This window comes from Cupriavidus necator, from assembly GCF_013141915.1.
GTDB lineage: Bacteria > Pseudomonadota > Gammaproteobacteria > Burkholderiales > Burkholderiaceae > Cupriavidus > Cupriavidus necator_B.
This window is the reverse complement of record NZ_SROX01000007.1, coordinates 44,447-69,242: the sequence shown is the minus strand read 5'-3', so window position 1 is coordinate 69,242 and position 24,796 is coordinate 44,447. Positions and strand designations below refer to the sequence as shown.

The window sequence follows — 24,796 nt, the reverse complement described above, 5'->3', positions numbered from 1 at the left end:
TGGAACACCCCAAACCAAGGAGGGAACAACCATGCCCAACGCCAGCCGCAAGTCCGCCCAGGCCGAGCAGGTTGCTCAGAAGCCGTCCCGGGCGAAGTCCGCGACCGCCATGCGGTCCGCGCAAGCCAGCGGGTCCACGTCATCCGCGCGCGCCGGCACCTCGCCGGCAGGCCGCGGCAGCGGGCCGACCGCGGGCAAGGCCACAGCCGGCAAGCCGGCCGCGGGCGCCAAGCCGCGTGGCAAGGAAGCCAGGACCTACCAGGCCGCCGTCGACGATTCGCTCGAGATGACCTTCCCGGCCAGCGATCCGATCTCGCCCAGCGCTGCCATGCACGCCGAGAAAAAGATGCAGACCGCGCGCGACGACGTTGACTGGAAGCTCAAGCAGGGTAGCCAGGAGCAGCCGGTAGGCGCCAAGCCGGCAGGCCAGCGCAAGGGCGCGGCCGCGGAACCGGGGCGGCCCGCCAAGCCGGCTGCCAGGACAGCCGCAAAGAGCGCTGCCAAACCGGCCGCCAAAACTGCGAGCAAGACCGCAGCGAAATCGACGGCCAAGCCCGCCGCGAAGACTGCCGCGAAGCGCGCGGCCAAGCCTGCCGCGAAAACCGGTGGGGGCAAAGCCGCTACGAAGACGGCGGCCAAGTCCGCCAAGCCGGGCAAGTCGGCCAAGCGCTGAGGTGCGTGCCTGCCCCCTTTAGTCCACCTTGAGTCCAAGCGCCGCGGCGCGGCTGCACCAGCCTCGCCGCGGTTCCGAACACATCGATGAACGAAAAGGAGCCACCATGTCCGCCATCATCGCTGGCCGCTTCGACAGCTTCTCCACCGCCGAAACCACGGCAAGCCGGCTGCGTGCGCAGGGGTTTGCCGACCAGGACCTGAACCTGTTCTACGTGAACCCGCCCGGGCAGCACGCGGCCTATGCGATCGGCGGCGACCATGCCGCGGATGCCGGCGCGCGCAAGTCCGGCGTGGGCGCCATCAGCGGGGTGCTGATCGGCGCCGCTGCGGGTGCAGCCGTCGGAGCGGTGATCGTTGCCGCCCTGGGCGCGACGCCGCCGCTGTCGATCCTGGTGCTGGTATTTGCAATCGGGCTGGGCGCCTACCTGGGCTCGCTCGCCGGGGCGCTGGCGCTGGCGCGCCATGCCGGGCGCAATCCGCGCACCGGCCAGCCCGCCGTGCGCAATGCCGGGGTCGTGCTGGCGGCGCACCTGACCAGTACCGACACCGCCACGGCGGACACGGTCGCCACCGTGTTGCGCCAGGGCGGCGCCAAGGATGTCGAGCGCGCCGACGGCCAATGGGTCGATGGCCGCTGGGCCGATTTCGATCCGCTGGTGCCGCCGGTGCCGGCCAACCCGCGCGAACGCATCTAGCGAACGGCACCCCGCGCTTTTCTTTCCGCTCCACTTGCTACCCGAGCAGCCAAACGGAGGTATCCCATGAATCCAGTCCAACCTGAAACGCCCGGCGGCGAACACCCGCACGGCGCCTCGATCGTCGGCGGCATCGACCGCGATTCACCGGGTCCCGGCCCGTTCGTCATGGCGGCCGACACGCTCGAGGGCAACAAGGTGGTTGATCCGGCCGGCGACGACATCGGCACCATCGACCACATCATGATCGACGTGCTCGGCGGCCGCGTTGCCTATGCCGTGCTGGCGATGGGCGGCTTCCTCGGCATCGGCGAAAAGCTGTTCGCGTTGCCGTGGTCCGCGCTGACGCTGGACACGCGGCGCAAGTGCTTCGTGCTCGGCGTCGAGAAAGACCGGCTCAAGGCAGCGCCGGGCTTTGACAAGGACCACTGGCCCACCATGGCCGACTCGCAATGGGCCACCAGCATCCACCAGTACTATGGCATCTCGCCTTACTGGGAAGCCGACCGCTATGACCCCTGGGCCTGAGCGCGGCACGCCACGCCGCTAACGCCAGGACGGCCAGGGCGCCGGGGGAATACCTCCGGCGCCGTGGCGTTTAGCGGCGACTCACACCTTGTGGTTCACCTGCCCGGCGGGCTTCTCGGCCGGGTCGGCATGCATGCCGCTGGCGGGGGGCTGCGCCTGCGGCTCAGGCGGAGGCGGCTGCCGCGTCGACAGCGCGTTATGCACGCCCAGCACGCCGGGGCTGACCGCCGCGGCTTTCTCGACGCGCTGCGCGGTGCCGATGTCTTCGACGCAGCCGCGCACGGTCACGCGCCGGTCTGCGACCTCAAGCATCACGCCATCAGGAAAGCGGCCGTCGAAGGCCTCGGCAATTTTGGCGCGCACGGCCACGCGCAGGGCTTCGTCGTCAGCGGCAGGGGTTGCGTTCATCGCGGCTCCTTGTCGGTGCAGTGGGTTTATCGCGCGGGCGCTGAAGGCGTGGAGATCGACGCCAGCGCCGCGCCGGAATCGCGTGGCTCAACGCCCTTGCTGGCGAGGTCGCCCAGCGACACGATGCCCACCAGGGCGTGGTCGCGGTCAAGCACCGGCAGGCGCCGCACCTGCGCGGCTTCCATCTTGTGCCGCGCGTCTTCAAGCGATTCGTCTTCGCGGCACCATTCCACTTCGGGCGACATCGCCTCGGCGACGGGCGTGGCCTGCGGCGGCTGGCCGCTTGCGATGGCGCGCACGGTGATGTCGCGGTCGGTCAGCATGCCGACCAGGCGCCGGCCGTCGCATACCGGCAGCGCGCCGACATGCAGGTCGGCCATCAGCTGCGCGGCTTGCTGGATGGTTTCATCGGGGGAGAGATAGGCCGGCTGGCGCGTCATGATGTCGAGGACGCGCCGCGGCGCGCGGGGCTGCGTGGCAGGGGACTGGAACATGGCTGACTCCGGTTCGCTGGTGGGGCCGATCCCGTTTGCGGACCGGGCCCGGTTCAACAGGGCGGCGACTGGCCACCGGCGTACCGGGAGTCGCCGCTTCGTCACGGCTTCCGGCGCAAGAAGCGTTCCCGTCCCCCGCACGCGCGCTGACTCGCAAGGCGGCCACGCCGCCGGCAAGATTTATCACCCGATGTAGAAACGAAAGCGGCAGGGCGCGGCAACAGGCGGCAAGTGCTGCGCCCGTTGTAGGACTGCGCCCGCTGCACATTGGCCATGCGCTCCATACAATGAAATCAGCGTGCCGCCCAGCCAGCAGCCCCCTTAGCGGCCCATCCTGGCGGCCAATCCGGCGACTCATCCGTGGGAGTGCAACGATGCGCAAATCCAGCCCAATCCTGCCCGGCGTTGGCCATCGGCCCGGCCCCGGCAAACGTGCCACCGTGCTGCACCTGTTCGACCGCTTTGCCGGCAGCGCCACGCGCCATGCCGGGTCGCCGACCGCCTTTGTGCTGGCCGTCGGCGTGGTGGTGGCGTGGGCCCTCACCGGCCCGATGTTCGGGTACTCCGAAACCTGGCAGCTGGTGATCAATACCGGCACCACCATCGTCACCTTCCTGATGGTGTTCCTGATCCAGCAGAGCCAGAACAAGGATGCCGTCGCGGTGCACCTGAAGCTCAACGAGCTGCTCGCCTCCCACCGCGAAGCCAGCAACATGCTGGTGTCGATCGAAGACCTGGACGAAGAGGAACTGCGCCAACTGGTGACCTTTTACCGCCAGCTGGCCGAGCTGGCCGATCAGGAAGACGGCATCAAGACCAGCCATTCGCTCGACGAGGCGCGCGAGAACCACGCCGCCAAGCGCCACGCGCGGGCCTCGCGCGGGCGCCAGACCAAACCGCCCGCCGGCGACGCCGGCAGCGCGCCCACTACCTCCGCCTCGGCAGCCTCGTAGCGTGCCGGCCGCGGCGCCCCTTGCGCAAGACCCGTGCGACAAACCGAGACAGGAGCTGGCCGTGACCACATCGAGCAACGCAAGCAAGCGAAAACCGGCGCCGTCGGCCGCAGACCCGGCAACCCTGCCGCAGGGCAGCCGGACGGTGATGGCTTACGGCTGCGAGACCCTGGGCGAGGCCGACAGCCACCATGGCATGACCCTTGCCAATCTCGCCCGCAAGGTGGCCGAGATTGCCGGCCTGTCGTTCGCCGGCGGCTACGCCGCGCCATCGGCGGGACGTCCGGCGCCGTACCTGGTGCCGGCGCAGACCCTGGTCGGCCGCGAACTGGCGGCGGACCTCGGCGTGCAGGGCGAGGGCGATCTCTTCGGCGGCGTAGTGCCGTATGCGTTCGTCGCCACCAAGGCGATCACGCATGGCCTGGTGGAGCCCGGCGCCGCGGCGCCGCGGGGCTGGTCCGAGGCCTTCGTGCGGCGCGTGGTGGGCGCGACGCTGCCGGGGTTCACCGCGTTCAGCGTCGCTGATGCGCGCATCGCGGCGCTGCGGCTGTTGACGCTGGGCCCGGTGCGGCTGAAGGATACCGGCGGCGTCGGCGGTCTGGGCCAGCGCGTGGTCGACGGCGAACGCGCGCTGGACGAAGCACTGGATGCGCTCGCGCCCGAGGTGGTGGAACGCGACGGCCTGGTGGTGGAGCGCGATCTGCGCGCGCCGCAGACCTACAGCGTTGGCAAGGTGGTGCTGGCGGGACTGGAAGCCAGCTATTGCGGCACGCAGGGGCTGACCCAGAACAACCGGCGGCAGAAGGTCTACGGCGGTTCCACGCTGACGGTGGTACGCGGCGGCTTTGACGCGCTGCTGCAGCATCCGTTCGACGCCCGCATTATTGCCGCGGTGCGCGCGGCAATGGTGTACCACGAGGCGGCGCTGGCGTGCTATGGCGAGGGCGGCGGCATGGTGCTGTCGCGCTGCAATTACGACGTTGCCTTTGGCGCGCCCGCGGGCAACGCCGATTGCGGGCAGATGCTCGGCGGCGTGCTGGAACAGTCCTGGCGCGTGGGCGGCGCGACCGGTGCCGAACTGGTGGCGCTGGCTGCGCTGCGCGACGACCCGCACCGCACGCGCGTGGTCGCGTCCACCCGCGAAGTCTACGGCAACGACGTGCGCGTGCCGGATGACGCGGAAGTCTATTACCACGGTGAAGACCGCCATGTCGGCCCGCTGACCAAGTACGCACGACTGGAGCCTGAATCCGATGGCAACGCATGAAGAACTGCTGCAGATCGAAAGCGAAGGCGGCACCATCGCCGGTACCCTGATCAGCCCGGAAACCAAGTTGCCCGGGGTGTTGTTCGTGCACGGCTGGGGCGGCAGCCAGCAGCAATACCTGGCGCGCGCGCGCAAGGTGGCGGGGCTGGGCTGCGTCTGCCTGACCTTCGACCTGACTGGCCATGCCGGCACGCGCGCGCAGTACGAGACCGTCAGCCGCACCCGCAACCTGGCCGACGTGGTGGCCGCCTACGACGTGCTGGTGCGCCAGCCCGAGGTGGACCGCAACGCGATCGCGGTGGTGGGCAGCAGCTATGGCGGCTACCTGGCCGCGCTGCTCAGCGCCCTGCGCCAGGTGCGCTGGCTGGCGTTCCGGGCCCCGGCGCTATACATGGACTCGGGCTGGGACCTGCCCAAGCGCCAGTTGCATCGCGAGCAAGACCTGGTGAACTACCGGCGCCATATGGTGCCGCCCGCGAGCAACCGCGCGCTGCGCGCCTGCACGGCGTTTACCGGCGACGTACTGGTGATCGAATCCGAGCACGACCAGATCGTGCCCCATGCTGCGGTGATGAGCTATGTCGATTCCTGCATCCATGCCAACTCGCTGACCTACCGCGTCATCAAGGGCGCCGACCATGGCCTCGCCGATGAGGAATACCAGCGCACCTACAGCAGCATGCTGGTCAACTGGCTGCGTGAAATGGTCACCGTGGCCCGGGCCGGCCCGGTCACGGCCGAACGCGCGGTGCCGCCGGCGCCGCCGAAGCCTGCGCCGCCCGCACCCGACGCCGGGCTCGAAACGCCGCAACCCGAGTCGGCGAGCGCGCCGGGCGCCGCCTAGCGCCCGCACCCATGGACAGCACGCTGCCCGGCACCGACGCCCCCGCCGCGCTCGACACGGTGCTGCGCGACGCGGGGCTGCGCTATGTCGACGACAGCAAGCCTGGCATCACGCGCCGGCGCCATGGCAGCGGCTTCAGCTATACCGGGCCGGACGGCAAGCGCGTGGCCGATGCCGCCACGCTGGCGCGCATTGCGACGCTGGCGATCCCGCCGGCCTATGAGTCGGTGTGGATCTGCCCCGATCCGCGCGGCCACCTGCAGGCCACCGGGCGCGATGCGCGCGGGCGCAAGCAGTACGTCTACCACCCGCAATGGGCCGCGCTGCGCGATACGGACAAGTACGCGCGGCTGGCGGCTTTTGGCGCCGCGCTGCCGCGCCTGCGCGCCCGCGTGGCGCGCGACCTGCGCCGCAACGGCATGCCGCGCGAGAAAGTGGTGGCCGCGGTGGTGCTGCTGCTCGACGCCACGCTGGTGCGCGTGGGCTCGCCGCGTTACGCGCGGCAGAACCGCACCTACGGCCTGACCACGCTGCGGCGCCGCCACGTGACCGTGCGCGGCAGCCGGCTGCGCTTCCAGTTCACCGGCAAGAGCGGCATCACGCACGACGTCTCGGTCAACGACCCGCGCCTCGCGCGCATCGTGCGCAACTGCGCCGACCTGCCTGGGCAATGCCTGTTCAAGTACCGCGACAGCGACGGCGAGATCCGCGAGATCGGCTCGGCCGATGTCAACGCCTACCTGCAGGAAGTGAGTGGCGGCGACTTTACCGCCAAGGATTTTCGCACCTGGGCCGGCAGCGTGCATGCGTTGGCGATCCTGCGCAAGCTGCCTGAAGCAGCCAGCGAGACCGCGCGCCGCAAGGCCGTGACCGATGCCATCCGCGAGGTCGCGGGCCAGTTGCGCAACACCGTCGCGGTGTGCCGCAAATGCTATGTGCACCCCGACGTGATCGAGGCGTACCTCGCCGGCGTACTGCAGGCCGGCGGGCGCGCGCCGGCGATGACGCGGCTGCGCGCGGACGAGGCGCGGCTGCTGCAGTTGCTGGCGGCAGGCCAGTCCCGGCCGGCCAACGGCAAGACAGGCACCAACGGCACCAATGGCTGATCGTCACCGCACCGGCGCTCAGCATCCCAGCGCGCCGATATAGCCCGGCAGGTCCTTTGCCTCGCGGGAGTGCGCCAGCTTGAAAGCGCTCGCCAGCGCAAAGGCGAAGTGGTGCGGCGTATCGAACGGACCGGGCACGTGGCGCCGGAAGAAATCCGCCCAGCGGAAGTCCATATAGGCGGTCTTGACCTTGCGGTAGCCGCCGGCCAGCTGGACGAAGGCTTCCAGGCTGCGATAAGGGTCGTCGCGCATGTCGTGGATGGCCTCGGGCAGTTCGGTCAGCGGGCGCTTGCGTCCATGCTCGTCGTAAGGATGGACCATATGGTTGGCGACCATGTGGCGCCAGAATGCCGGCACGTCCATGTCGCTCAGGTCGGCGCGGACGATGGCGGGCACATGGGTGAGTCCCAGGTCATGCCACGCGCGCACCCAGTGGTGGTGGTCGACCACATAAAGCGTCTGGGCCGGTCCGATCACCAGGTGCACGCGGTGCCGGTCCAGGAACGCCGCGCGCGCTTCCGGCGCAACCCGACGCGTCACATGGACCTTTTGCGCTACGTGGTAGCCGCCCACCGTGATCTGGGTGGGACGCAGCGCGTCCAGCGGCACCATCAGCTTGCTCTCGGCGGCCAGTTTGCGCGGCGCTCGCCGCGGGGCCGGCGCGGTTGGCATGGCTCAACTCTTGTTGAGGGTGCGATCCGGCGAGGTGCCGCCCGCTGACGCGGTATCCGAGGTGTCCGTCGACGTGTCGCCGCCGACCTCGGATCCCGCCGCCCATGCACTGCCTTGCTGGCGCTGCACGCGCAGGCGGTTGTCGACCTCGGTGACGCCGAACACCGCGTCGGCGATTTCCTCGACCACGTACTTCTCGCGGCGCTCGCTGACGGTGCCGTCAAGCGTCACCACGCCGTTTGCCACTTCGACCGTGACCTCGCCGACGTCGATATACGGGTTCATCGCCAGGCGCTCGCATACATCCTCGCGCACGCGTTCGTCAGAGCGACGGTAACCCTTGGGGCCGGTCGCGCGCCGGCCGGCATGCTGCCCGCCCTGCGCACCGGAGGCGCCCGCCTGGCCGGCATGGGGGGAGCGCCGGCGGTAGCCCGGATCGTCCGGATAGACGCGCTGTCCGCCGCTGAACGACTGGCCGCCGCGGCCCGCATCGCCGAAATAGCCGCCGCCATAGCTGGGCTGGCCGCCGCGTTGGGCACGGTCGCGTTCGCTGCCTTCTTGCCAATGCATGGCGCGGCCGCCTTCACTGCGACCCCGCTCCGCGCCCCAGCCGCCCTGGCTGCGTGGATCGCGTTCGTTGCGTTCGTTGCGTTCATCGCGCTCGTAGCGTTCGTTGCGTTCGCTGGCTTCGCTGCGACGCCCGCGCGGGCCGAAGCGGTCCTCGTCGCGATAGCCGTAGCCCGATTCGCGTTCCTCGCTGCGATAGCCGCTGTCCTGCGGCGATGGCCGGTAGCCGCCATAGGCGCTGCTGTACGGATGGCCGCTGCCGCCGACATCGGCGGCGCCATAGCCGCGCTCGCCCCAGCTGCCGCGCCGCTGGCCCGCCGGCGTGTCCTGCTCATACCAAGGGCCGCCGTGGCGCGAGGACTCGCGCTCGCTGCCCATGCCACGGCCCTGGCCGCGGTGTTCGTCCGCGCGGCTGTCCTCGCGCTGGGCGCGGCTTGCATAGCCGCCATACTCGCCGCGCGGCTGGCTGCCTTGGCCGCGCCAGTCCTCGCCCCATTCCTGTCCCCAGTCCTCCGAGCCGCGGGCTTCGCTCTCGTCGCGCATCCTTTGCTCGGGACCGTGGTCGCGGCGTTGCGCTTCGGGCCGGCCGCGGCTGCCGCGGTCATTGCGGAAGTTGAACATATCTGCCTCCTGGCGGTGAGGCCCCGCGCGCTGGCACTGCACGCGGGCAAGTGCGGCAGGCGCCGGAAGCCGTTGACGGTTCGGATATCCAGTAGGCCGCAAAATCCGTGCCCCAACGCGTAGACCAAGCGGCGCAGCGCGGCATCCCGGCGCGCTGTAAGGATTGCCGTGCGATGTAAGGGTTACGGGCAGCGCCCCGGGGGCTGGCGCTCCAGCGCGCAGTGGCGTGCGGGGGGCCGTGCCATGCGCTTTGCGGCATGGAACTTGCGCGCCACCCTGGCATCTTGCATGGCCGCGGCGAGCCGTCACGCTGGCGTCGCATGGCGCGGCCATGCCGCCCATGCCGACAGGAGATTCCCATGTCCACACCCAAGAGCGTTCCGCCTCAGCACCAGTCGCGCCAGCCCGGCCTGGAAGCCCCGATGCGCCCGCAGCCGGACAGCGGCGCGGACGACTACGTCGGCAGCGGCCGGCTCAACGGACGCGTTGCGCTGGTCACCGGTGGCGACAGCGGCATCGGCCGCGCCATTGCGGTAGCCTTTGCGCGCGAAGGCGCCGATGTCGCGATCGCTTACCTGAACGAACATGCCGACGCGCGCGAGACCGTTGACCTGGTCGAGCAGGCCGGGCGCAAATGCCTGGCCATCGCCGGCGACCTGGCCGACTGCGACCACGCCGAGGCCGTCGCGCGGCAGACGCTGCAGCAGTACGGCAAGCTCGACATCCTGGTCAACAATGCCGCCGAGCAGCATCCCAAGGAATCGCTGGAGGAAGTCGAGGCCAGCCAGGTGGAGGCCACCTTCCGCACCAACGTGTTTGCGATGTTCCACCTGACGCGCGCGGTGCTGCCGCACCTGAAGGCCGGTGCGTCGATCCTGAATACGACCTCGGTCACTGCTTATCGCGGCAGCAAGCACTTGCTGGACTATTCCGCGACCAAGGGCGCGATCGTGTCGTTCACGCGCTCGCTGGCGCTGCAAGTGGTGGAGCGCGGCATTCGCGTCAACGGCGTGGCACCGGGCCCGATCTGGACGCCGCTGATTCCGTCCACATTCAGCCCCGAGGAAGTGGCGGAGTTCGGCAAGAAGACGCCCATGGGCCGCCCGGGACAGCCGTTCGAAGTCGCCGGCGGCTACGTCTTTCTCGCCTCCGATGCGGCCAGCTATATCACAGGGCAGATCCTGCACATCAATGGCGGCGAGGTCGTGAACGGCTGATCGACCGGGTCGCGCCACGCCAGCGCATGTAGTTCCGGGGTCGCGTTTGCAAATATTGCATGCACCGTTCCCTTCGCCTGCTGTGCCGTGCAGATCCTGCGCGCGGGCGTGGCTCTTGCAACATGGGTGAGATCAGCCGACCGCCATTGCCAATCTCTGGGAGGCATCATGTCATCGATTATCGCGGGACGTTTTGATTCGCTCGCCAGCGCCGAAGATGCCGCGCGCACACTGTTCGCGCGCGGGTTCTCGGTCTGGGATGTATCCATCGTGTCCGTGCCGGAGCGCGCCGCAGACCGGCAAGACGACGGCGCCGCGCAGCAGCCGGCGGACAACGTCATGCTGGCCGCGTGCGTCAACAACGGGCTGGGTTCGGTGGTGATCGACGTGCTGCGCGAAACCGGCGCCAGCCAGCTGGAGCGCGCGCAGGGAACCTGGGAATGCGGGCAGTGGACCGATTTCGATCCCGCCCGGCGGGGCGAGCCGGTGCGTGAGGGCGAGGGGGAGTACTGGCCCCGGCCGCTGGCCAGCGACGCCACCGCCGAGGAAAGCACCGGCAACGAAGACCCCGGCAGCGAACTCGAGCATTTCGTCGATCAGAAACGTGCCGAGCACGACTGAACGCCGCGCCGGTCAGGGCGACTTGGCCACCGGGACCGCGCCCGTCGCCTCGCCGCGCGGTTCGCGCGGCAAGGCGGTGGCCGAACTGGCAAGGCTGCGCCCGACCCAGCTGACGCTGGGCTACATCCACGTCCACCACAAGATGGAAGTCACGCAGCGCCACGCGGATCCGCAAGACCGCGAGGCGCTGCAGCGCTTCATGCGCCGCCATCGCATCAAGACCGTCGCGGGCCCGGGCGGAGAGCTCTATATCATCGACCACCATCATTGGGCGCGCGCGTGGCTGGATCTCGGCTACCAGCTGGCCCCGGTGCAGGTGCTGGAAGACTTCAGCGATCTGGACGGCGCCGGGTTCTGGAAGCGCTTGCGCCAGCTGGGCCATGTTCATCCTTACGATGAGCGCGGCAAGCGGCTGGGGCCCAAGGCGTTGCCTTCAACCGTACGCAGCATGCGCGACGACCCGTACCGCAGCCTTGCCGCCTTTGCCCGCGAAGCGGGCGCATACCGCAAGCCGGGCAGCGCCTACGGCGACTTCTGCTGGGCCGGGTTCCTGCGCAAGCGGGTGGAGCAGGATCTGGGCAGCATCGCGGGCTTCGGGCTGGCGCTGGCGGAATCGATCAAGCTCGCCCGCAGCCCGCGGGCCAGGCGCCTGCCGGGCTATTGCGGTGGTCCGCTGGAGGGCAGGACGGGCCAACCCGCAAAGTCATTGAAGACGGGCAAGGGCAAGGGCAAGAACGGCAGGGCCGGATAGCAACAGGGCAGGCGCGTGCCTGCCCTGGGTTGGCAATGCCGCCGCGCTGCCAGCGCGGGCCGGCGTATGCCCGGTCAACGTTGCCGGTCAACGTTCCGACTTGTGCTTCGGCATACCCTTGGTCTTGGTCGAAGCCATCTTGTCGAGTTCCTTCTCGCTCATCGACTTGTACATCGAGCGGGAAGGTCCTTTCAGCGAACCGGCCTTCTTTTCGCCGCGCTTTGCAGAGAGCGCCGCTCCGGCGGCCTGTTGTTGCGCCTTGGATTTTGCTGGCATCTGAGTCTCCTTGCGAAAAGTGGAAAGGTGGAAAGGACCCGGGCGCACGCTGCCGCGCGTGCCCGCGCTTCGTTATAGGTGCCAGGCGCGGCCGGGACAAGCGCGGACTGCGCGCCGATTCCCTGCGCACTCCGTGCCGCGGCGCGTTGCCGGCCGGACCGCTAGATCCGGCCCAGCACCACCAGCAGCACCACGATCAGGACGATCAGCCCCAGACCGCCGCTTGGCCAGTAGCCCCACCCGGAACTGTACGGCCAGGCCGGCAGGGCGCCGATCAGCAGCAAGACGAGAATGATCAGAAGGATGGTGCCGATTCCCATGGCGTGCTCCTTGTTCGTGGATCGGGGAAGCCGCGCGGCTTCCGGTCCGAGGCGGCTCCGAAGAGCCATCCGCTTACCGTTCAGCGTAGAACAAGGGGCGCGGGCATCCCTCCGGGCAAGGGCTGATATCGGTGTAGGAATCGGACGACGCCCGGGTGCCGGCAAGGCGACCTGCCGGGACTGCGCTGGCGGCGACGCGCCGGGGCGATGCAAGGCAACCTATGTGGACAAGCGCTGCGCAGGCAGCCATGGGCGAGGGTCAGGCCGTGTTCAGCCCGTGTTCCACGGCATAGACCGCCACCTGCACGCGGCTGGCCAGGTTCAGCTTTTTCAGGATGTTCTGCACGTGGATCTTCACCGTGCTTTCGGCAACGCCCAGGTCGCGCGCGATCTCCTTGTTGCTTTCTCCACGTGCCAGGCCTTGCACGATCTCGCGCTCGCGCGCGGTCAGCCGGGGCGCTTCATCGTGGCGCGGCGCGGCCGCGGGTGTTGGCGCGCGGAACTGGGCCACCAGCTTGGCGGTCATGCTGTCGGAGATCACCGGTTCGCCGGCGGCGGCGCGGCGGATGCCGGCGATCAGCGCCTCGGTCTCGATGTTCTTGATCAGGTAGCCGCGCGCGCCGCCGCGCAGCGCGGCAGCCAGTTCCTCGGCCTCTTCGGACACCGTGAGCATGATCACGGCGGTCTGGGGCAGGTCTTCGACCAGCAGTTGCAGTGCCTCGAGGCCGGACAGGCCCGGCATGTTCAGGTCCAGCAGGATCACGTCGGGGCGGTGCTGCTTGGCGCGCTTGATGCCTTCGACGCCGTCGGCGGCTTCGTCGACGATCTCGAAGTCGGCCTGGCGCTGCAGCAGCGCGCGGATGCCCGAGCGGAACAGGGTGTGGTCGTCGATCAGCAGGATGCGGATGGTCATGGCTGGGTCTCGCTCAGACGGTTGAGGCTGGTGATGGGGGTGGCGGTGCGGTCCTGCCGGGCGGCGCCCGCGCTGCCGGCGGGCAGCACCAGCTCGATGCGCACGCCGCGGCCCGGGCTGGCCTGCACGTGCAGTTGTGCCCCCAGCCGCGCGGCGCGCTCGCGCATGATGCTCAGGCCGATATGGGCGTCGGCGCGGGTGGCCAGTTCGTCGGGGTCGAAGCCTTCGCCGTCGTCCTGCACCACCAGGCGGAATTCGCGGCCATGGCTGAGCGCCACCGCCACGTGCGCCGCCATGGCGTGCTTGCGCACGTTGGACAGCGCCTCCTGCAGGATGAACAGCACCTGCAGCTGCTGCTCCGGCGCCAGCGGCCAGGCGCCGCCGCGTTCGTCGATGGCCAGCGTGGCCTCGGTGCGGCATTGTCGGCGAAAGCGCTCGACGGTCTCTTCCACCGCCGGGCGCAGTTCGCCGGTGGCCAGCCGCGAGCGGAAGTTGTTGAGCAGCTCGCGCACGTCCTGGTAGCTCTCTTCCACGCCATGGCGCAGCATCGGCACCAGTTCGCGGGTTTCGGCCAGGTCTTCGCGCGCGACCGCGTCGTCCAGCAACTGCACCTGCAGGTTCAGGTAATTGAGGCCCTGGGCGATGCTGTCGTGCAGCCCCTGCGCCACCAGGTTGCGCTCTTCCACCACCGCCAGCTGGCGCGCCGTGGCGGACAGGCGCAGGTGTTCCAGCGCGGTGCCCAGGTGCTGCGCCAGCGTCTGCAGCAACTGCCGGTCCGACGCCGGCAGCTTGCGCGGCGTGCGGAAGTGCAGCGCGAACATGCCGGTGGCGCCGCGCTGGCTTTCAATGCGGAACGCCGCCAGCGACTGGAAGCCATCGCGGCCGCAGGGCGTTTCGTCAGCGGCGCCGGCACGCGGCGCCCCGCGCAGGTCGACAATGGTGACCACGGCCTGGCGCGTGGCATCGCCGCAATGGCAGCCGATCGCGGACGCGCACGAGTCGGCCTCGGCCAGCGCCGCGGGCAGGCCGGCGGCGGCCAGCAGGTGCATCCTGCCGTGGCGGCTGTCGAGCGCGCGCACGCTGCCGCCATCGGCATCGAACTGGCGCATCACCCGCGCCAGGAAGCCCTGCGCCATGGTTTCGGCGTCCGCGGCCTGGTTCAGGAAGGCGGCCATCTCGTACAGGGTTTCCAGGTCGCGGTTGTGGCGCTCCAGTTCGGCGGTCTTCTGCGCCACGCGCGAGGCGAGGTCGTGGTACAGGCCCTGCAGCTCGCCCGCCATGCGGTTGAAGCCTTCGCTGAGCGTGCCGAACTCGTCGCGGCTTTCCACCGGCAGGCGCAGCGAGAATTCGCGTGCGGCCATGCGGCGCAAGCCGTCCTGCAGGCGCAGCACCGGCAGGATGATCCACAGGTAGAGCAGGTAGATCACGGCGACCGTGCCGATGCAGGCCATCAGCGCCAGCGCGATTTGCGACAGGCGCAACAGGTCGGTCTTGCGTGCGCTGTCGTGTTCGATCATGCCGACCAGGCGGTCGGCCTGTGCGACAAAGCCGGGCAGGGCGGCAACGTATGCGGCGGGCGCCTCGCGGGCGCCGGTCAGGGCCAGCGGTCGCAGGCGCTGTTGCCAGTCATGGGTGACGCGGGCCATCTGCGCATGGATCGCGGGTTCGTCGGGCAGGAACAGCGGCCGCGCCGCGTCGCCCTTCTTCAGCAGCGCCAGCGTGGCGTCGAGCGCCTGCACCTGGGCGGCAAGATCATTGGCGCGGCCCGTCTGCGCCAGCGTCAGTTCGATCGCCACGCGGTTGGCGCGCATGCGCAGACTGCCGGCGTCGTTGATGGCGGCGCCGGCGCCTTCCAGCTTCCAGGACAGCCACAGCGTGCCGGAGATCATGCCCAGCACCACCAGCAGCACGGCCAGCGAGAGCGAGATGATGCGCGTGGAAAGGCGATGGCGCAGCGCGGGCAAGGCGGACGCCGCCGTGGCGGGGGCGGCAGGAGGATCAGTATCGGACATGGCGGTATCGGGGGCTACCAGAGGGACCTGTCGTGGGCATGTCGAGGTGCCGGGCAGCGGCCCGACGGCCATGGCAACAGGGTCACGCAGGGGTCGGACGCGATTTTCCCTGCCCGCCAGGCTGGGCTTCCTGCGCCAGATCAAGGAAACCCGGCTTTGGCACGCGTATGTGCGGGCGGCGGCGCATCGCAGGCCTCGGGTGTGGCGCCATGGCGGGTTTCATCACACCGTGATGGATACGCCGGCGCCGGACTTGGCGACGGTCAAATCCCTGCGTGGCGTGGCGGCCTAGCATCGGGCCTCTGGTAAGAAAGGAGGAATGGCCATGTCGACTTCAAGCGGCGCACGGTTGCGCCACCGCGGCCGTGGCCCGCGCAGGGGGCGCGCATGAAAGGCGCGGATCTTGACTATGCGCGCGCGCCGCGGCCTGCGCTGGTGTTCGGCTGCCTGATGCCGGCGCCGTGGCTGGGCGCGGCCGCCGGGCTGCTGCTGGCAGCGGGGCCGGCCGACGGCCTGCCGGACCGCTTTGCGCCGCTGGCGCTGGCGGCGGTGCATGCGCTGGCGCTGGGCATGCTGCTGCCCGTCATGGTTGGGGCGCTGTTCCAGATGATGCCGGTGGTGGCACGCGTGGACGTTCCCGGCGCGGGGCCCCTGGCGCCGTTGATGGCCGCGTCCGGCGCGGCGGTGGCGGGCGCGCTGGGGGTTGGCCTGCTGGCCGGCGAACCGGCCGCGATGCGGGCCGCCGCCGCGCTCGGCGTGATGCTGCTGCTGGCAGGCGCGGTGCTGCTGGCTGCCGGGCGGCGCGTGGTCGCGGTGGATGCCACCACGCGCACGCTGGCCGGCATCGGTGCGACGTTGATGGTGGCGGTGCTGGCCGGCATCGCGCTGGCCGGCTCCTTCGGCGGGCTTTGGCGCGTGCCGGTGGCGCAGGCGCTTGGCCTGCATATGGCATGGGCGCTGGGCGGCTGGCTGGCGGCGCTGGTCAGCGGTGTCGCCGCCACCGTGGTACCGATGTTCTGGCAGACGCCACGCGTGCCGGCGGCACTGGCGCGCTGGCTGCCCATGGGGCACTGGCTGCCGCTGGCGGCGTTCAGCGCCACGCTGCTGCTGTGGCCCGGCCAGCCGGTGCTGGCCCGGGGCGCGCTGGTGGCGTGGCTGTCGTTCGTGGCGGTGTTGGCTGGATGCGGGCTGGCCGGTACGCTGCGCGCGCGGCGGCGTCATGATCCGCTGTGGCTGTTGTGGCCGGTCGCATGCGCCAGCCTGCTAGGCGCGGCGGTGCTGGGGGCGGCGGCGATGATGCTTCCCGCGGTAGCGCTGCCGCTGCCGTGGTGGGCCGGCACGATGGCGCTGGTCGGCGTGGGCGTGCTGCCGGTGACGGCCATGCTGGGCAAGATCGTGCCGTTCCTGGTGTGGCTGCACCTGCGCCGGCTGCTGCCGCCAAGGGCACGCGTGTCGGCCATGCAGGCCATCATCGCGCCGGGCCGGCAGCGGGGCCAGGCGTGGCTGCTGCTGGCGGCCTACGCGCTGCTGCTGGCACTGCCGCTGGCGCCAGCGCCACTGGCTCGTGCCGCCGGCCTGTTGCTGGCGGGCGCGAATGCGTGGCTGGGCTGGCAATTGCTGGCGGCGCTGCGCTGCATGCGGCAGATGCGCAAGCGTGGGGGGCTGCCACCGCGGCTTGCCGAGCGGCTTGCCATGGAGCCGGGGGAGGGGGCGGCTGGCATAGCGACGCGCCGAACTCTGTAGGCACTCCGGCCCTCACCCCACCCCTCTCCCGCACGCGGGAGAGCGAGCACGCCAGGCTTGCGCGGACACCATTGCATTTGCCGGCCTCGCCAGTCGCTCGCTTCCATGCCCGCGGCGCGTGCTGTCACCCTGCCGCCGGCGCCAGCCCCGCCGGCTTTTCCCCCGTCAACAGGTAGTGCATCAGCTCGGCCACCGGCCGGATGGCCTCGCCAAACGGCAGCGCCCCGCGGCCGCGGAAGAACAGGCCGCGCTCCACGTCGCCGCGCACGGCTTGCGCCAGCTTCAGGTCGATGCAGAACTGGCCGATGCGCGCGATGCCGTCGCGCAGCCCGCAGGCCTGCAGGCAATCGAATCCTTCCAGGCACTCGCGCACGCGTGCGCGGCGCTGCAGGCGCGCTTCGCTCGACAGGTAGCGCTGCAGCCATGGCGTCAGCACCGCGCGCGCGGGCAAGCCCGCCACGCTGGTGAATTCGCGCAGCGTTTCCGGCCGCGCCGTGGCCAGCACTTGCTTGAAGGCCGGATGGGCATCGCATTCCTCGGTCACGGCGAAGGCCGTGCCCAGCTGCACCGCGGCGGCGCCTTCGCCCAGCCAGTGGCGTACCTTGGCGTGGCTGTCGATGCCGCCCGCCAGGATCAGCGGAATGCTGTCCCAGGCCAGTCCCAGTTGCGCGAACAGTTCGCGGCACTCGACCAGCACACGCGAGAACGAGAAGCGCGGTTCGGACAAGTCCTGGATGGTGGCCGCACCCAGGTGGCCACCGGCGTGCGCCGGGTGTTCGACCACGATGGCGTCGGGCAGCCGGCCCTTTTTCATCCAGCGGCGCAGCACCAGGCCGATGCCGCGCGCCTCGGACAGGATCGGGATCAGCGCCACCCCGGGGTGATTGGCGGTCAGTTCAGGCAGGTCCAGCGGCAGCCCGGCGCCCATGACGATGGCATCGGCGCCGCTGTCGCAGGCTTGCCGCACCAGCGCCGCGTGCGAGCCCACGGCCTTCATCACGTTGACGGCGATCAGGCCGCGGCCTTCGGAGGCCACGCGCGCGGCGCGGATCTCGCGGTCCAGCGCCTCGAGGTTGGCGGCTTCGATGGCGGGCTTGTCGCGGCTGCCGCGGGTGCGCGCCATCAGGTCGGGGTGGTGGTGGCGCAGGTCGATGCTGGCGATGGTGCCGACACCGTTTTCGCGTGCGACGGCGCCGGCCAGCCGGTGGGCCGAGATGCCGATGCCCATGCCGCCCTGCACGATCGGCAGCAGGCGGCGGCCGCCCAGCTTGAGCCAGGGGTGATTCATAAACGGGTCTCCGGAAGAGGATGGGCGCCGGACCGCCATGGGGGGCGCCGGCGCAGGGATGACGCGCAAGCGTGGCACAGCGGCAAGGGCCCGCGTTTGCCTCAGGTCAACCCCGGCAGGGTGATCTGCCATCGGCCTACGCCGACCGGCGTAGCCCGGCGCGGCCAGGGTGGCGTTGGCGTCGGTTTGCGCGCGGTCAAGCCCCTGCTGCGGGCGCTTGGCTAGCATCGGCCGCTGTCCTGATCCCCGCGCCGCCGCCGGCGCCATCACCGATGACCTGTTCCCCCCAAGCCTCATCCGCGGCCCCAGCGGCGACCACGTGCGCGCCGCGCCGGCCCCAGCTGGTCGCGCCCGCCGGCTCGCTGGCGGCGCTGCGCATGGCCTTGCAGCACGGCGCCGACGCGGTCTACCTGGGCCTGCGCGACGCCACCAACGCGCGCAACTTCGGCGGCCTGAACTTCACCGAGGCCGACATCCGCACCGGCGTGGCCGAAGCCCATGCGCGCGGCGCCGAGGTGCTGTTCGCCATCAACACCTTTGCGCAGATGGGCGCGGTGGCGCAGTGGCACCGCGCCGTCGACGCCGCGGCGGACCTGGGCGCCGATGCCGTGATCATGGCCGACGCGGGCCTGATGGGCTATGCGAGTCGGCGCCATCCTGGCTTGCGGCTGCACCTGTCGGTGCAGGGCTCGGCTACGCACGCCGATGCCATCGAACTGATGCGCGAGCGCTTCAATATCCGCCGCGTGGTGCTGCCGCGCGTGCTGTCGCTGGCGCAGATCGGCAAGCTGGCGCGCCAGACCAGCGTCGAGCTGGAGGTGTTCGGCTTCGGCAGCCTGTGCGTAATGGCCGAAGGGCGTTGCCTGCTGTCGTCCTATGCCACCGGCGATTCGCCCAACAACAAGGGCGTTTGCTCGCCCGCGCACGCGGTGCGCTGGACCGAGCACGACGGCACCATGCAGGCGCGGCTGTCGGGCATCCTGATCGACAGCTACGCCCCCGGCGAGCCGGCCGGCTATCCGACGCTGTGCAAGGGTCGCTTCGAGGTCGAGGGCGAACGCGGCTACGTGCTGGAGGAGCCGACCAGCCTGAACGCGCTGTCGCTGCTGCCCGCGCTGGTCGACATGGGCATCGCTGCCATCAAGATCGAAGGGCGCCAGCGCAGCCCGCGCTACGTCGGCGATGTGGTCGGCGTGCTGCGCGCGGCGATCGACGCCGCCTGCGCCGATCCGGCCCGCTTCGTGCCGCGCCAGGAGTGGCAGGGCACGCTGGGGCGCCATGCCGAAGGCGACCAGGTCACGCAGGGCGCCTATGACCGCCCCTGGCGCTGACGTCATGACAGCCATGACCGCCACGATGGACCTGACGGAGCTTCCCATGCCACACACCGCCGCGGCCGCGATGCCGCACGCCGCAGCGATGCCCGGCTTCGGCATCGCGCTGGGCCCGCTGCTGTACTACTGGCCGCGCGAGACCGTGATGCAGTTCTATGCGTCGGTGGCCGACGCGCCGGTCGACCGCGTTTATCTTGGCGAAACGGTCTGCACGCGCCGCCACGAAATCCGCCATGCGCAATGGCTCGAGATCGCGCAGATGCTGCGCGATGCCGGCAAGGAGGTGGTGCTGTCCACGCCGGTGCTGGTCGAGTCCGATACCGATATCGGCTGGATGCGGCGCGTCTGCACCCAGCATGACTACCTGGTCGAGGCCAATGACCTGGGCGCGGTGCGCTGCATGGCCGGGCGGCCCTTCATCGGCGGCCCGCACCTCAATGCCTACCATGCCGATACGCTGGCATGGCTGGCCGGGCTGGGCGCGGTGGGCTGGGTCGCGCCGGTGGAAATGGATGGCGCCACGCTGGCCGCGCTGGCGGCAGCGCGGCCCGCCGGCACCCAGCTGGAAGCCTTTGTCTGGGGCCGGCTGCCGCTGGCGTTCTCGGCGCGCTGCTTTACCGCGCGCCACCATCGCCTGCGCAAGGACAGTTGCGAATTCCGCTGCATGGACTATCCCGATGGCCTGGTCGCCGCCACCGGCGAAGGGCAGGCGTTCTTCACCCTCAACGGGGTGCAGACGCAGAGCGCCACCTGCCTGGACCTGTGCGCCGAGGCGCCGGCGATGGCGCGGATGGGCGTGGGGATGCTGCGCGTCAGCCCGCATTCGGCCGGCACGCTCGACGTGGTGCAGCAGCTGGCGGAGGTCCGCGCAGGGCAACGCGCAGCGGGCGCCAGCGGTATCGCGCCGGCCGGCGCCGAGCCGTGCAACGGCTACTGGCACGGCCGCCCCGGCATCGCCTGGGAGAGCCCGGCATGAGCGCGCTGCACAAACTGATAGCGGGCATGCACCGGCGCCTGCCGGCCCGCGCCCGGGCGCTGCCGCTGGTGGCCGCGCTGGAACTCGCGCGCCGCGCCGGCTGGCTGGAACCGCCGGCGGCGCTGGATGGACATGCCTTCCTGCTGACGGTGCAGGACCTGGAGCTGGCGGTGCCATTCCGCTGCGAAGGCGGGCGCTTTCGCAGCGGTACGTCCGACGCCGAGCCGGCGCTGACGCTGCGGGCGGGCGCGGTGGACTACCTGCGCCTGCTCGGCGGCGAGGCCGACACCGACACGCTGTTCTTCCAGCGCCGGCTGGTGATCAGCGGCGATACCGCGCTGGGGCTGGAGGTCAAGTACTGGCTGGATGCCGCGCCGCGGCCCGCCTGGGTCAGCCAGGCCGCGGCGCGGCTGATCGCGTTGCACGGCGCCATGTCGGGGCGGGCCGGGACGGCAGCGTGAGCTCGGTTCAGGCGTCGCCGTCCAGCATGAAACGGTTGCGGCCGGCGCGCTTGGCGCGGTACATCGCGCTGTCGGCGCGGTGCAGCAGCGGCTCCAGCCGCGGCGCTTCGGGCACGGTCCAGACCGCGCCCACGCTGATGGTTACCACCGGCTGAACCGGCGTGCCCTGGTGCGCGATGCCCAGCTCGCGCACCGCGGCCACCATGCGGCGCCCGACCTCGCGCGTCTCGTCACGGGTGGCGCCGGGCAGCACCGCCGCGAATTCCTCGCCGCCCAGCCGCGCGCAGAACTGCTCCCCGTGCAGCGCGCGGCTGAGGGTGCCGGCAATCTGCCGCAGGCAATCGTCGCCGGCCATGTGCCCATGCAGGTCGTTGTATTGCTTGAACTGGTCCACGTCCAGGATCAGCAGCCCCAGCGGCTGGCTGCGCTCGCACGCGCGGGTCACGGCGGCGATCGATTCGCGCTGGAAGTAACGGCGGTTGCGGATGCCGGTCAGGGCGTCGATGTCCAGGTCCGCCTGCACTTGCCACAACTGCTCTTCAGTCTGGCCCAGCCGAGCGCTCAGCGCCAGTTCGCGCGATTGGAAGCGGCTGATGTCGCGCAGGAACAGCAGGCTGCCCATCTGCCTGCCGTCCAGGCGCGCGACGCGTTCGCCGGTCAGCTCGAACGGCGCACCGGGCGGCACGAAGGGCGCGGCAGCGCCGTCGGCGCCGTGGGCCTCGGCGCTTGCAGGGGCCGGCCGCAACACCGAGTCCCAGCCGGCGGGCAGCGGGTCGCCGCGGCGCAGCGCGGGCCACAGCTGCGCCGCGGCGGGGTTGAATTCGACGATGTTCCCATGCCCATCGACGATGACGCAGCCTTCGCTGAGCGCATCGAACACGCGCAGGCGGGCATAGTGGCCGATATCGTCAAGGTGCGTGCGCAGCCCGCAGAACCACACCAGTGCCGCCATCAGCGAGAACGTCGCCGGGGTCAGGTCGCCGCCCAGCGGGCCGGTCCAGCGGTTGAGGTAGGCGACATTGGCCAACAGCGGCAGGGCCAGGCCCGCGGCCAGGATGGCGCGCCCGCGGCGCGACAAGGCGCCGTTGGGCACCTCGGCCGTGACCAGGAAAAACAGGCTAACCGCCAGCATCAGGTACGACCACGCGGCCACCACGGCATAGCCGATGCCATGGTGGAATACCGCGCCGGGTGAGACCCCGGGCGGCATCAGCGTGATGCGCGGCCACACCAGGCCGTGGCGCTCGTTGGTAAATACCATCACCACGGTGACCACCGCGGCCAGCACCGGCAGCCACAGCCTGGACCAGGGCACCACGTAGCGCGGACGGCTCAGGTGCACCATCGCCACCAGCCAGCCGATCGGCACGGCAACGATGCCGAGGTACTGGATCTTGGCCCACAGGATGCGCCCCTCCAGGTCGGTCGAGCTGATCTCGAGCAGGCGGCCGCCGCTCCAGGTGGCCGCGCCGGCGGCCAGCACCAGGAAGGCCTGCACGGTCGGATCGTCGCGCCGCGGCCAGGTGGCGATGGCCATGCCGATACAGGCAACCACGGCGACGGTGAGCAGGAGAACCAGCGAATATGAGGGCATTGAAGGCGGCGCGCGTCTCGAGACCCGGGCGCTGGTGCCGCCGCCCGGCCAGGCGCGCGCCGTTTGCGGCGCTCCGCGGTCTCGTCAGCCAGCATGATACCGGGCAGCATGGCTGGCTTGGCGGCGGGTGCGCCGATGCAACAGCGCCGGGTGCTACCGCGCGGCAAACCGCGCGCCGGCAGCACGACCCGCTCAGGTCCGTCCCGGGGTTTCCCGCACCAGCCAGAAGGGAATGTCGACCACGTCCTGCTGCAGGCCTTGCCAGTCCCACCCCAGCCCCCGCGTCAGCAGGTGGCCCCAGCCGTCGATCCACTTCTGCTGGGCGCGGGCATACAGCTCCAGCATGGCCGAAGCGTAGTGCAGCGGCCCGCCGAGCAGCGGCAACTCACCGGCGATCTCGCGCGCGTAGCGGGCTTCGGGATCCGGCTCCATCAGCGCGCCCATGGCGTCGAACTGGATCTCTTCGAACATGGTGCGGGTGAAGTCAAGATTCAGTTCGGCCATGCGGCGCCAACTACCGGCCAGTTCGGCCTGCATGGTCTCCACTTGCTGCATGCCGGGGAACACGGCAGGAAGGGGCCAGAACCCCAGCGGCCAGAAGATTTGCGTTGCGGTCATCATCACGGGGATCTCCAGTGGTGGGCCGTGCGCACGGTGGGCGGCAGTTGCTGCACACGACGATGCCGCCCTGCGGCGAGCATCCGGATCAGCTTATGCGGTAATGGGGCAACTTGCCATGCCGTCGCTGCGCAGCCGCAAGGGGTCACTTGCATCCCAGCCGCCTGGCCAGCTTGTGCAGGTTGCTGGCATCGAGGCCCAGCTGGCGCGCCGCCTGCGCCCAGTTGCCGCCGTGGTCCTGCAGCGCCTGCGCGATGCAGGCCCGCTGGGTTTGCTCCACGGCGTCGCGCAGCGTGATGCCCGCGGCCAGCGCCGGCACGGCGGCCGGGCTGGCCTCGCTGGCGCCGGCGCGGGTGGCCGGTGGCAGCTCCAGTCCGTCGAGATCGAGCAGCGCCGGCTCCAGCGTGACGATGTCATTGCGCTCCGCGCCGCGGCTGACGGCGCGCAGCGCGGCGCGGCTGATCACGTGTTCCAGCTCGCGCACGTTGCCGGGCCAGCGGTAGTGGCGCAGCGCATCCTGCGCGCCGCCGGACAGCCGCAGGCTGCGCAGCCCCAGGCGCGCGCGATTCAGCTCCAGGAAGCGCCCCGCCAGCAACAGCACGTCGTTGCCGCGCTCGCGCAACGGCGGGATCGGGATCGGGTAGACCGACAGGCGGTGGTACAGGTCCGCGCGGAACGAGCCATCGCGCACATGCTCGCGCAGGTTGCGGTTGGTGGCGGCAATCACGCGCACGTTGACGCGGCGCGGGCGGTCCGAGCCCAGCCGCTGGATCTCGCCGTTCTGCAGCGTGCGCAGCAGCTTGGCCTGGATCGCCAGCGGCAGCTCGCCCACCTCGTCGAGAAACAGGGTGCCGCCGTCGGCGGCCTCGAAGCGCCCCGGGCGCTCGCCGGTGGCGCCGGAGAAGGCGCCGCGCGCGTGGCCGAACAGTTCGCTCTCGGCCAGCGACTCGGGCAGCGCGGCGCAGTTGACGTGCACCAGCGGGTGCGCGCGCCGGCGCGACTGGCGGTGCAGGCGGTGCGCGAACAGCTCCTTGCCCACGCCGGTTTCGCCCAGCAGCAGCACTGGCAGGTCGGTGTCGGCCACCACTTCCAGTTCATGCAGCAGGTTGGCGATGGCCTCGCTCTGGCCGATGATCTCGGCGCCGCCGTCATGCGGGGCCGCGCCTTCTTCAGCGTCGGGGCTGCCGCGCGCCAGCTGCAGCGCGCGGATCTCGCCCTCCAGCCGGGTGGTGCGGATGGCGGCTTCGACGATCACCGTCAGCCGCTGCAGTTCGGCCTGGGCCGCGCCGTCGAAGGTGCCGACCGTCAGCGCATCCAGCGTCAGCGCGCCCCAGGGCTGTCCGTCCACTTCCAGCCGGGTGCCCATGCAGTCATGCACCGGCAGCGGCTCGCCCACGTGCTCGTCGATCAGGCCATCGTACGGGTCGGGCAGCATGCTGTCGTGATGGAAGCAGGTCACCCCGCGGCGCGCGAGGATCGCGGCGAGGCGTGGATGCAGGCCCACGGCAAAGCGCCGGCCCAGCGCATCGCGTACCAGGCCATCGACCGCCACCGGACGCAAGTGGTCTTCCTCCAGTCGCAGCAGCGCCACGGCGCCGCAACGGAAATGGGTGCGTAACGCGCTGACCAGCCGCTGCAGGCGCACCGCGTGCGGCAAATCGGTGACGAGGTCGGCCAGAAGGTCGGGATACATGGCGCTCGGTAGCATGGTTAAAAAAACCGTAAAGGGTAATAAGTACCGCGAGAAGTATAGGGTATCTGATACCCTGATGTTTCCAAGACCTTGAATTATCGAGGTTTTTTCCTGGCACATTGCTCGCGTATGTCATGCGGTCATCACTT

Annotated in this window: 26 protein-coding genes; 14 read left to right on the top strand and 12 right to left on the bottom strand. The window is 70.5% G+C overall.

Translation table 11 applies throughout. The features are described 5' to 3' along the window. The first annotated feature begins 31 nt into the window (after nt 1-31). From E5S69_RS14970 to E5S69_RS14960, 3 genes are all read left to right on the top strand, one after another. On the top strand, nt 32-673 hold the full coding sequence (locus tag E5S69_RS14970) for a hypothetical protein (protein WP_171515442.1): 642 nt from the start codon (nt 32-34) through the stop codon (nt 671-673). 106 nt (nt 674-779) lie between these two features. Beyond that, complete coding sequence (locus E5S69_RS14965; protein ID WP_171515441.1) at nt 780-1,370, top strand: DUF6861 domain-containing protein; 591 nt, start codon at nt 780-782, stop codon at nt 1,368-1,370. 66 nt (nt 1,371-1,436) lie between these two features. Then, nucleotides 1,437-1,898 carry a PRC-barrel domain-containing protein gene (locus E5S69_RS14960; protein ID WP_171515440.1) on the top strand — a complete coding sequence of 154 codons (462 nt, stop codon included), beginning with the start codon at nt 1,437-1,439 and terminating at the stop codon, nt 1,896-1,898. 81 nt (nt 1,899-1,979) lie between these two features. On the opposite strand, the gene E5S69_RS14955 is transcribed toward E5S69_RS14960, so the two are convergent. After that, nucleotides 1,980-2,306, bottom strand: coding sequence for a BON domain-containing protein (locus E5S69_RS14955; RefSeq protein WP_171515439.1), 327 nt, complete (start codon nt 2,304-2,306; stop codon nt 1,980-1,982). Nucleotides 2,307-2,332: 26 nt separating this feature from the next. Continuing rightward, a complete protein-coding gene (locus E5S69_RS14950; RefSeq protein ID WP_171515438.1) occupies nt 2,333-2,800 on the bottom strand; it encodes a CBS domain-containing protein in 468 nt (155 codons plus the stop codon). Between the two features lie 374 nt (nt 2,801-3,174). On the opposite strand from E5S69_RS14950, the gene E5S69_RS14945 reads away from it, so the two are divergent. The 4 genes from E5S69_RS14945 to E5S69_RS14930 all read left to right on the top strand — a co-directional run bounded on the left by E5S69_RS14945 (nt 3,175) and on the right by E5S69_RS14930 (nt 6,970). After that, nucleotides 3,175-3,753 carry a low affinity iron permease family protein gene (locus E5S69_RS14945; protein WP_171515437.1) on the top strand — a complete coding sequence of 193 codons (579 nt, stop codon included), beginning with the start codon at nt 3,175-3,177 and terminating at the stop codon, nt 3,751-3,753. Nucleotides 3,754-3,901: 148 nt separating this feature from the next. Continuing rightward, nucleotides 3,902-5,020, top strand: coding sequence for a DUF3182 family protein (locus tag E5S69_RS14940; RefSeq protein ID WP_236901360.1), 1,119 nt, complete (start codon nt 3,902-3,904; stop codon nt 5,018-5,020). Then, nucleotides 5,007-5,864: an alpha/beta hydrolase family protein gene (locus tag E5S69_RS14935; RefSeq protein ID WP_171515436.1), complete on the top strand. Its 858-nt coding sequence runs from the start codon at nt 5,007-5,009 to the stop codon at nt 5,862-5,864. Before E5S69_RS14940 ends, E5S69_RS14935 begins: the two co-directional genes overlap by 14 nt. An 11-nt stretch (nt 5,865-5,875) precedes the next feature. After that, nucleotides 5,876-6,970 (top strand): DNA topoisomerase IB, encoded by a 1,095-nt coding sequence (locus E5S69_RS14930; RefSeq protein WP_171515435.1) that lies wholly within the window; start codon nt 5,876-5,878, stop codon nt 6,968-6,970. Between the two features lie 18 nt (nt 6,971-6,988). Here the strand turns inward: E5S69_RS14930 and E5S69_RS14925 are convergent, their stop codons facing one another. Further along, nucleotides 6,989-7,642 (bottom strand): ParB-like protein, encoded by a 654-nt coding sequence (locus tag E5S69_RS14925; RefSeq protein ID WP_171515434.1) that lies wholly within the window; start codon nt 7,640-7,642, stop codon nt 6,989-6,991. A gap of 3 nt (nt 7,643-7,645) precedes the next feature. Next, nucleotides 7,646-8,830, bottom strand: a complete 1,185-nt coding sequence (locus E5S69_RS14920) for a BON domain-containing protein (protein ID WP_171515433.1) — start codon at nt 8,828-8,830, stop codon at nt 7,646-7,648. Between the two features lie 359 nt (nt 8,831-9,189). Here E5S69_RS14920 and E5S69_RS14915 point away from each other — a divergent pair, with 359 nt between their 5' ends. From E5S69_RS14915 to E5S69_RS14905, 3 genes are all read left to right on the top strand, one after another. Continuing rightward, nucleotides 9,190-10,047 (top strand): SDR family oxidoreductase, encoded by an 858-nt coding sequence (locus tag E5S69_RS14915; protein WP_171515432.1) that lies wholly within the window; start codon nt 9,190-9,192, stop codon nt 10,045-10,047. A 168-nt stretch (nt 10,048-10,215) separates the two neighbouring features. Beyond that, a complete protein-coding gene (locus tag E5S69_RS14910) occupies nt 10,216-10,668 on the top strand; it encodes a hypothetical protein (protein ID WP_171515431.1) in 453 nt (150 codons plus the stop codon). After that, a complete protein-coding gene (locus E5S69_RS14905) occupies nt 10,652-11,419 on the top strand; it encodes a ParB-like protein (protein ID WP_423766638.1) in 768 nt (255 codons plus the stop codon). The genes E5S69_RS14910 and E5S69_RS14905 overlap by 17 nt, the downstream gene beginning before the upstream one ends. Before the next feature lie 87 nt (nt 11,420-11,506). Here E5S69_RS14905 and E5S69_RS14900 read toward each other — a convergent pair whose 3' ends face one another. From E5S69_RS14900 to E5S69_RS14885, 4 genes are all read right to left on the bottom strand, one after another. Continuing rightward, nucleotides 11,507-11,695: a DUF3008 family protein gene (locus E5S69_RS14900; RefSeq protein WP_012356890.1), complete on the bottom strand. Its 189-nt coding sequence runs from the start codon at nt 11,693-11,695 to the stop codon at nt 11,507-11,509. A 161-nt stretch (nt 11,696-11,856) separates the two neighbouring features. Then, complete coding sequence (locus E5S69_RS14895; protein WP_012356889.1) at nt 11,857-12,015, bottom strand: DUF3309 family protein; 159 nt, start codon at nt 12,013-12,015, stop codon at nt 11,857-11,859. A gap of 259 nt (nt 12,016-12,274) precedes the next feature. Then, entirely contained in the window at nt 12,275-12,928 is a 654-nt protein-coding gene (locus E5S69_RS14890; protein WP_171515430.1) for a response regulator, read from the bottom strand. Further along, nucleotides 12,925-14,940, bottom strand: a complete 2,016-nt coding sequence (locus E5S69_RS14885; RefSeq protein WP_171515429.1) for a type IV pili methyl-accepting chemotaxis transducer N-terminal domain-containing protein — start codon at nt 14,938-14,940, stop codon at nt 12,925-12,927. The genes E5S69_RS14890 and E5S69_RS14885 overlap by 4 nt, the downstream gene beginning before the upstream one ends. A gap of 387 nt (nt 14,941-15,327) precedes the next feature. On the opposite strand from E5S69_RS14885, the gene E5S69_RS14880 reads away from it, so the two are divergent. Then, on the top strand, nt 15,328-16,683 hold the full coding sequence (locus tag E5S69_RS14880; RefSeq protein ID WP_171515428.1) for a hypothetical protein: 1,356 nt from the start codon (nt 15,328-15,330) through the stop codon (nt 16,681-16,683). A 124-nt stretch (nt 16,684-16,807) separates the two neighbouring features. On the opposite strand, the gene E5S69_RS14875 is transcribed toward E5S69_RS14880, so the two are convergent. After that, on the bottom strand, nt 16,808-17,971 hold the full coding sequence (locus E5S69_RS14875) for an NAD(P)H-dependent flavin oxidoreductase (protein WP_171515427.1): 1,164 nt from the start codon (nt 17,969-17,971) through the stop codon (nt 16,808-16,810). Between the two features lie 272 nt (nt 17,972-18,243). Here E5S69_RS14875 and ubiU point away from each other — a divergent pair, with 272 nt between their 5' ends. The 3 genes from ubiU to ubiT are packed head-to-tail and all read left to right on the top strand — an operon-like array spanning nt 18,244 to nt 20,742. Next, the gene (gene ubiU, locus E5S69_RS14870; RefSeq protein WP_171515426.1) at nt 18,244-19,302 is read left to right on the top strand and encodes a ubiquinone anaerobic biosynthesis protein UbiU; all 1,059 of its coding nucleotides are present in this window, start codon (nt 18,244-18,246) and stop codon (nt 19,300-19,302) included. A gap of 46 nt (nt 19,303-19,348) precedes the next feature. Next, nucleotides 19,349-20,281 carry a U32 family peptidase gene (locus E5S69_RS14865; RefSeq protein ID WP_171515425.1) on the top strand — a complete coding sequence of 311 codons (933 nt, stop codon included), beginning with the start codon at nt 19,349-19,351 and terminating at the stop codon, nt 20,279-20,281. Further along, entirely contained in the window at nt 20,278-20,742 is a 465-nt protein-coding gene (ubiT, locus tag E5S69_RS14860; RefSeq protein WP_171515424.1) for a ubiquinone anaerobic biosynthesis accessory factor UbiT, read from the top strand. Before E5S69_RS14865 ends, ubiT begins: the two co-directional genes overlap by 4 nt. Before the next feature lie 7 nt (nt 20,743-20,749). On the opposite strand, the gene E5S69_RS14855 is transcribed toward ubiT, so the two are convergent. From E5S69_RS14855 to norR, 3 genes are all read right to left on the bottom strand, one after another. Beyond that, entirely contained in the window at nt 20,750-22,336 is a 1,587-nt protein-coding gene (locus tag E5S69_RS14855) for a histidine kinase N-terminal 7TM domain-containing protein (RefSeq protein ID WP_171515423.1), read from the bottom strand. A gap of 192 nt (nt 22,337-22,528) precedes the next feature. Further along, complete coding sequence (locus E5S69_RS14850) at nt 22,529-22,957, bottom strand: polyhydroxyalkanoate granule-associated phasin (protein WP_171515643.1); 429 nt, start codon at nt 22,955-22,957, stop codon at nt 22,529-22,531. 142 nt (nt 22,958-23,099) lie between these two features. Then, nucleotides 23,100-24,647 (bottom strand): nitric oxide reductase transcriptional regulator NorR, encoded by a 1,548-nt coding sequence (gene norR / locus E5S69_RS14845; protein WP_171515422.1) that lies wholly within the window; start codon nt 24,645-24,647, stop codon nt 23,100-23,102. Between the last annotated feature and the right edge of the window lie 149 nt (nt 24,648-24,796).

Coding starts and splice junctions, on each gene's coding strand:
- E5S69_RS14970 (WP_171515442.1), top strand. CDS start 32: ATGCCCAACGCCAGCCGCAAGTCCGCCCAGGCCGAGCAGGTTGCTCAG.
- E5S69_RS14965 (WP_171515441.1), top strand. CDS start 780: ATGTCCGCCATCATCGCTGGCCGCTTCGACAGCTTCTCCACCGCCGAA.
- E5S69_RS14960 (WP_171515440.1), top strand. CDS start 1,437: ATGAATCCAGTCCAACCTGAAACGCCCGGCGGCGAACACCCGCACGGC.
- E5S69_RS14955 (WP_171515439.1), bottom strand. CDS start 2,306: ATGAACGCAACCCCTGCCGCTGACGACGAAGCCCTGCGCGTGGCCGTG.
- E5S69_RS14950 (WP_171515438.1), bottom strand. CDS start 2,800: ATGTTCCAGTCCCCTGCCACGCAGCCCCGCGCGCCGCGGCGCGTCCTC.
- E5S69_RS14945 (WP_171515437.1), top strand. CDS start 3,175: ATGCGCAAATCCAGCCCAATCCTGCCCGGCGTTGGCCATCGGCCCGGC.
- E5S69_RS14940 (WP_236901360.1), top strand. CDS start 3,902: ATGGCTTACGGCTGCGAGACCCTGGGCGAGGCCGACAGCCACCATGGC.
- E5S69_RS14935 (WP_171515436.1), top strand. CDS start 5,007: ATGGCAACGCATGAAGAACTGCTGCAGATCGAAAGCGAAGGCGGCACC.
- E5S69_RS14930 (WP_171515435.1), top strand. CDS start 5,876: ATGGACAGCACGCTGCCCGGCACCGACGCCCCCGCCGCGCTCGACACG.
- E5S69_RS14925 (WP_171515434.1), bottom strand. CDS start 7,642: ATGCCAACCGCGCCGGCCCCGCGGCGAGCGCCGCGCAAACTGGCCGCC.
- E5S69_RS14920 (WP_171515433.1), bottom strand. CDS start 8,830: ATGTTCAACTTCCGCAATGACCGCGGCAGCCGCGGCCGGCCCGAAGCG.
- E5S69_RS14915 (WP_171515432.1), top strand. CDS start 9,190: ATGTCCACACCCAAGAGCGTTCCGCCTCAGCACCAGTCGCGCCAGCCC.
- E5S69_RS14910 (WP_171515431.1), top strand. CDS start 10,216: ATGTCATCGATTATCGCGGGACGTTTTGATTCGCTCGCCAGCGCCGAA.
- E5S69_RS14900 (WP_012356890.1), bottom strand. CDS start 11,695: ATGCCAGCAAAATCCAAGGCGCAACAACAGGCCGCCGGAGCGGCGCTC.
- E5S69_RS14895 (WP_012356889.1), bottom strand. CDS start 12,015: ATGGGAATCGGCACCATCCTTCTGATCATTCTCGTCTTGCTGCTGATC.
- E5S69_RS14890 (WP_171515430.1), bottom strand. CDS start 12,928: ATGACCATCCGCATCCTGCTGATCGACGACCACACCCTGTTCCGCTCG.
- E5S69_RS14885 (WP_171515429.1), bottom strand. CDS start 14,940: ATGTCCGATACTGATCCTCCTGCCGCCCCCGCCACGGCGGCGTCCGCC.
- E5S69_RS14880 (WP_171515428.1), top strand. CDS start 15,328: ATGAAAGGCGCGGATCTTGACTATGCGCGCGCGCCGCGGCCTGCGCTG.
- E5S69_RS14875 (WP_171515427.1), bottom strand. CDS start 17,971: ATGAATCACCCCTGGCTCAAGCTGGGCGGCCGCCGCCTGCTGCCGATC.
- ubiU (WP_171515426.1), top strand. CDS start 18,244: ATGACCTGTTCCCCCCAAGCCTCATCCGCGGCCCCAGCGGCGACCACG.
- E5S69_RS14865 (WP_171515425.1), top strand. CDS start 19,349: ATGCCACACACCGCCGCGGCCGCGATGCCGCACGCCGCAGCGATGCCC.
- ubiT (WP_171515424.1), top strand. CDS start 20,278: ATGAGCGCGCTGCACAAACTGATAGCGGGCATGCACCGGCGCCTGCCG.
- E5S69_RS14855 (WP_171515423.1), bottom strand. CDS start 22,336: ATGCCCTCATATTCGCTGGTTCTCCTGCTCACCGTCGCCGTGGTTGCC.
- E5S69_RS14850 (WP_171515643.1), bottom strand. CDS start 22,957: ATGATGACCGCAACGCAAATCTTCTGGCCGCTGGGGTTCTGGCCCCTT.
- norR (WP_171515422.1), bottom strand. CDS start 24,647: ATGTATCCCGACCTTCTGGCCGACCTCGTCACCGATTTGCCGCACGCG.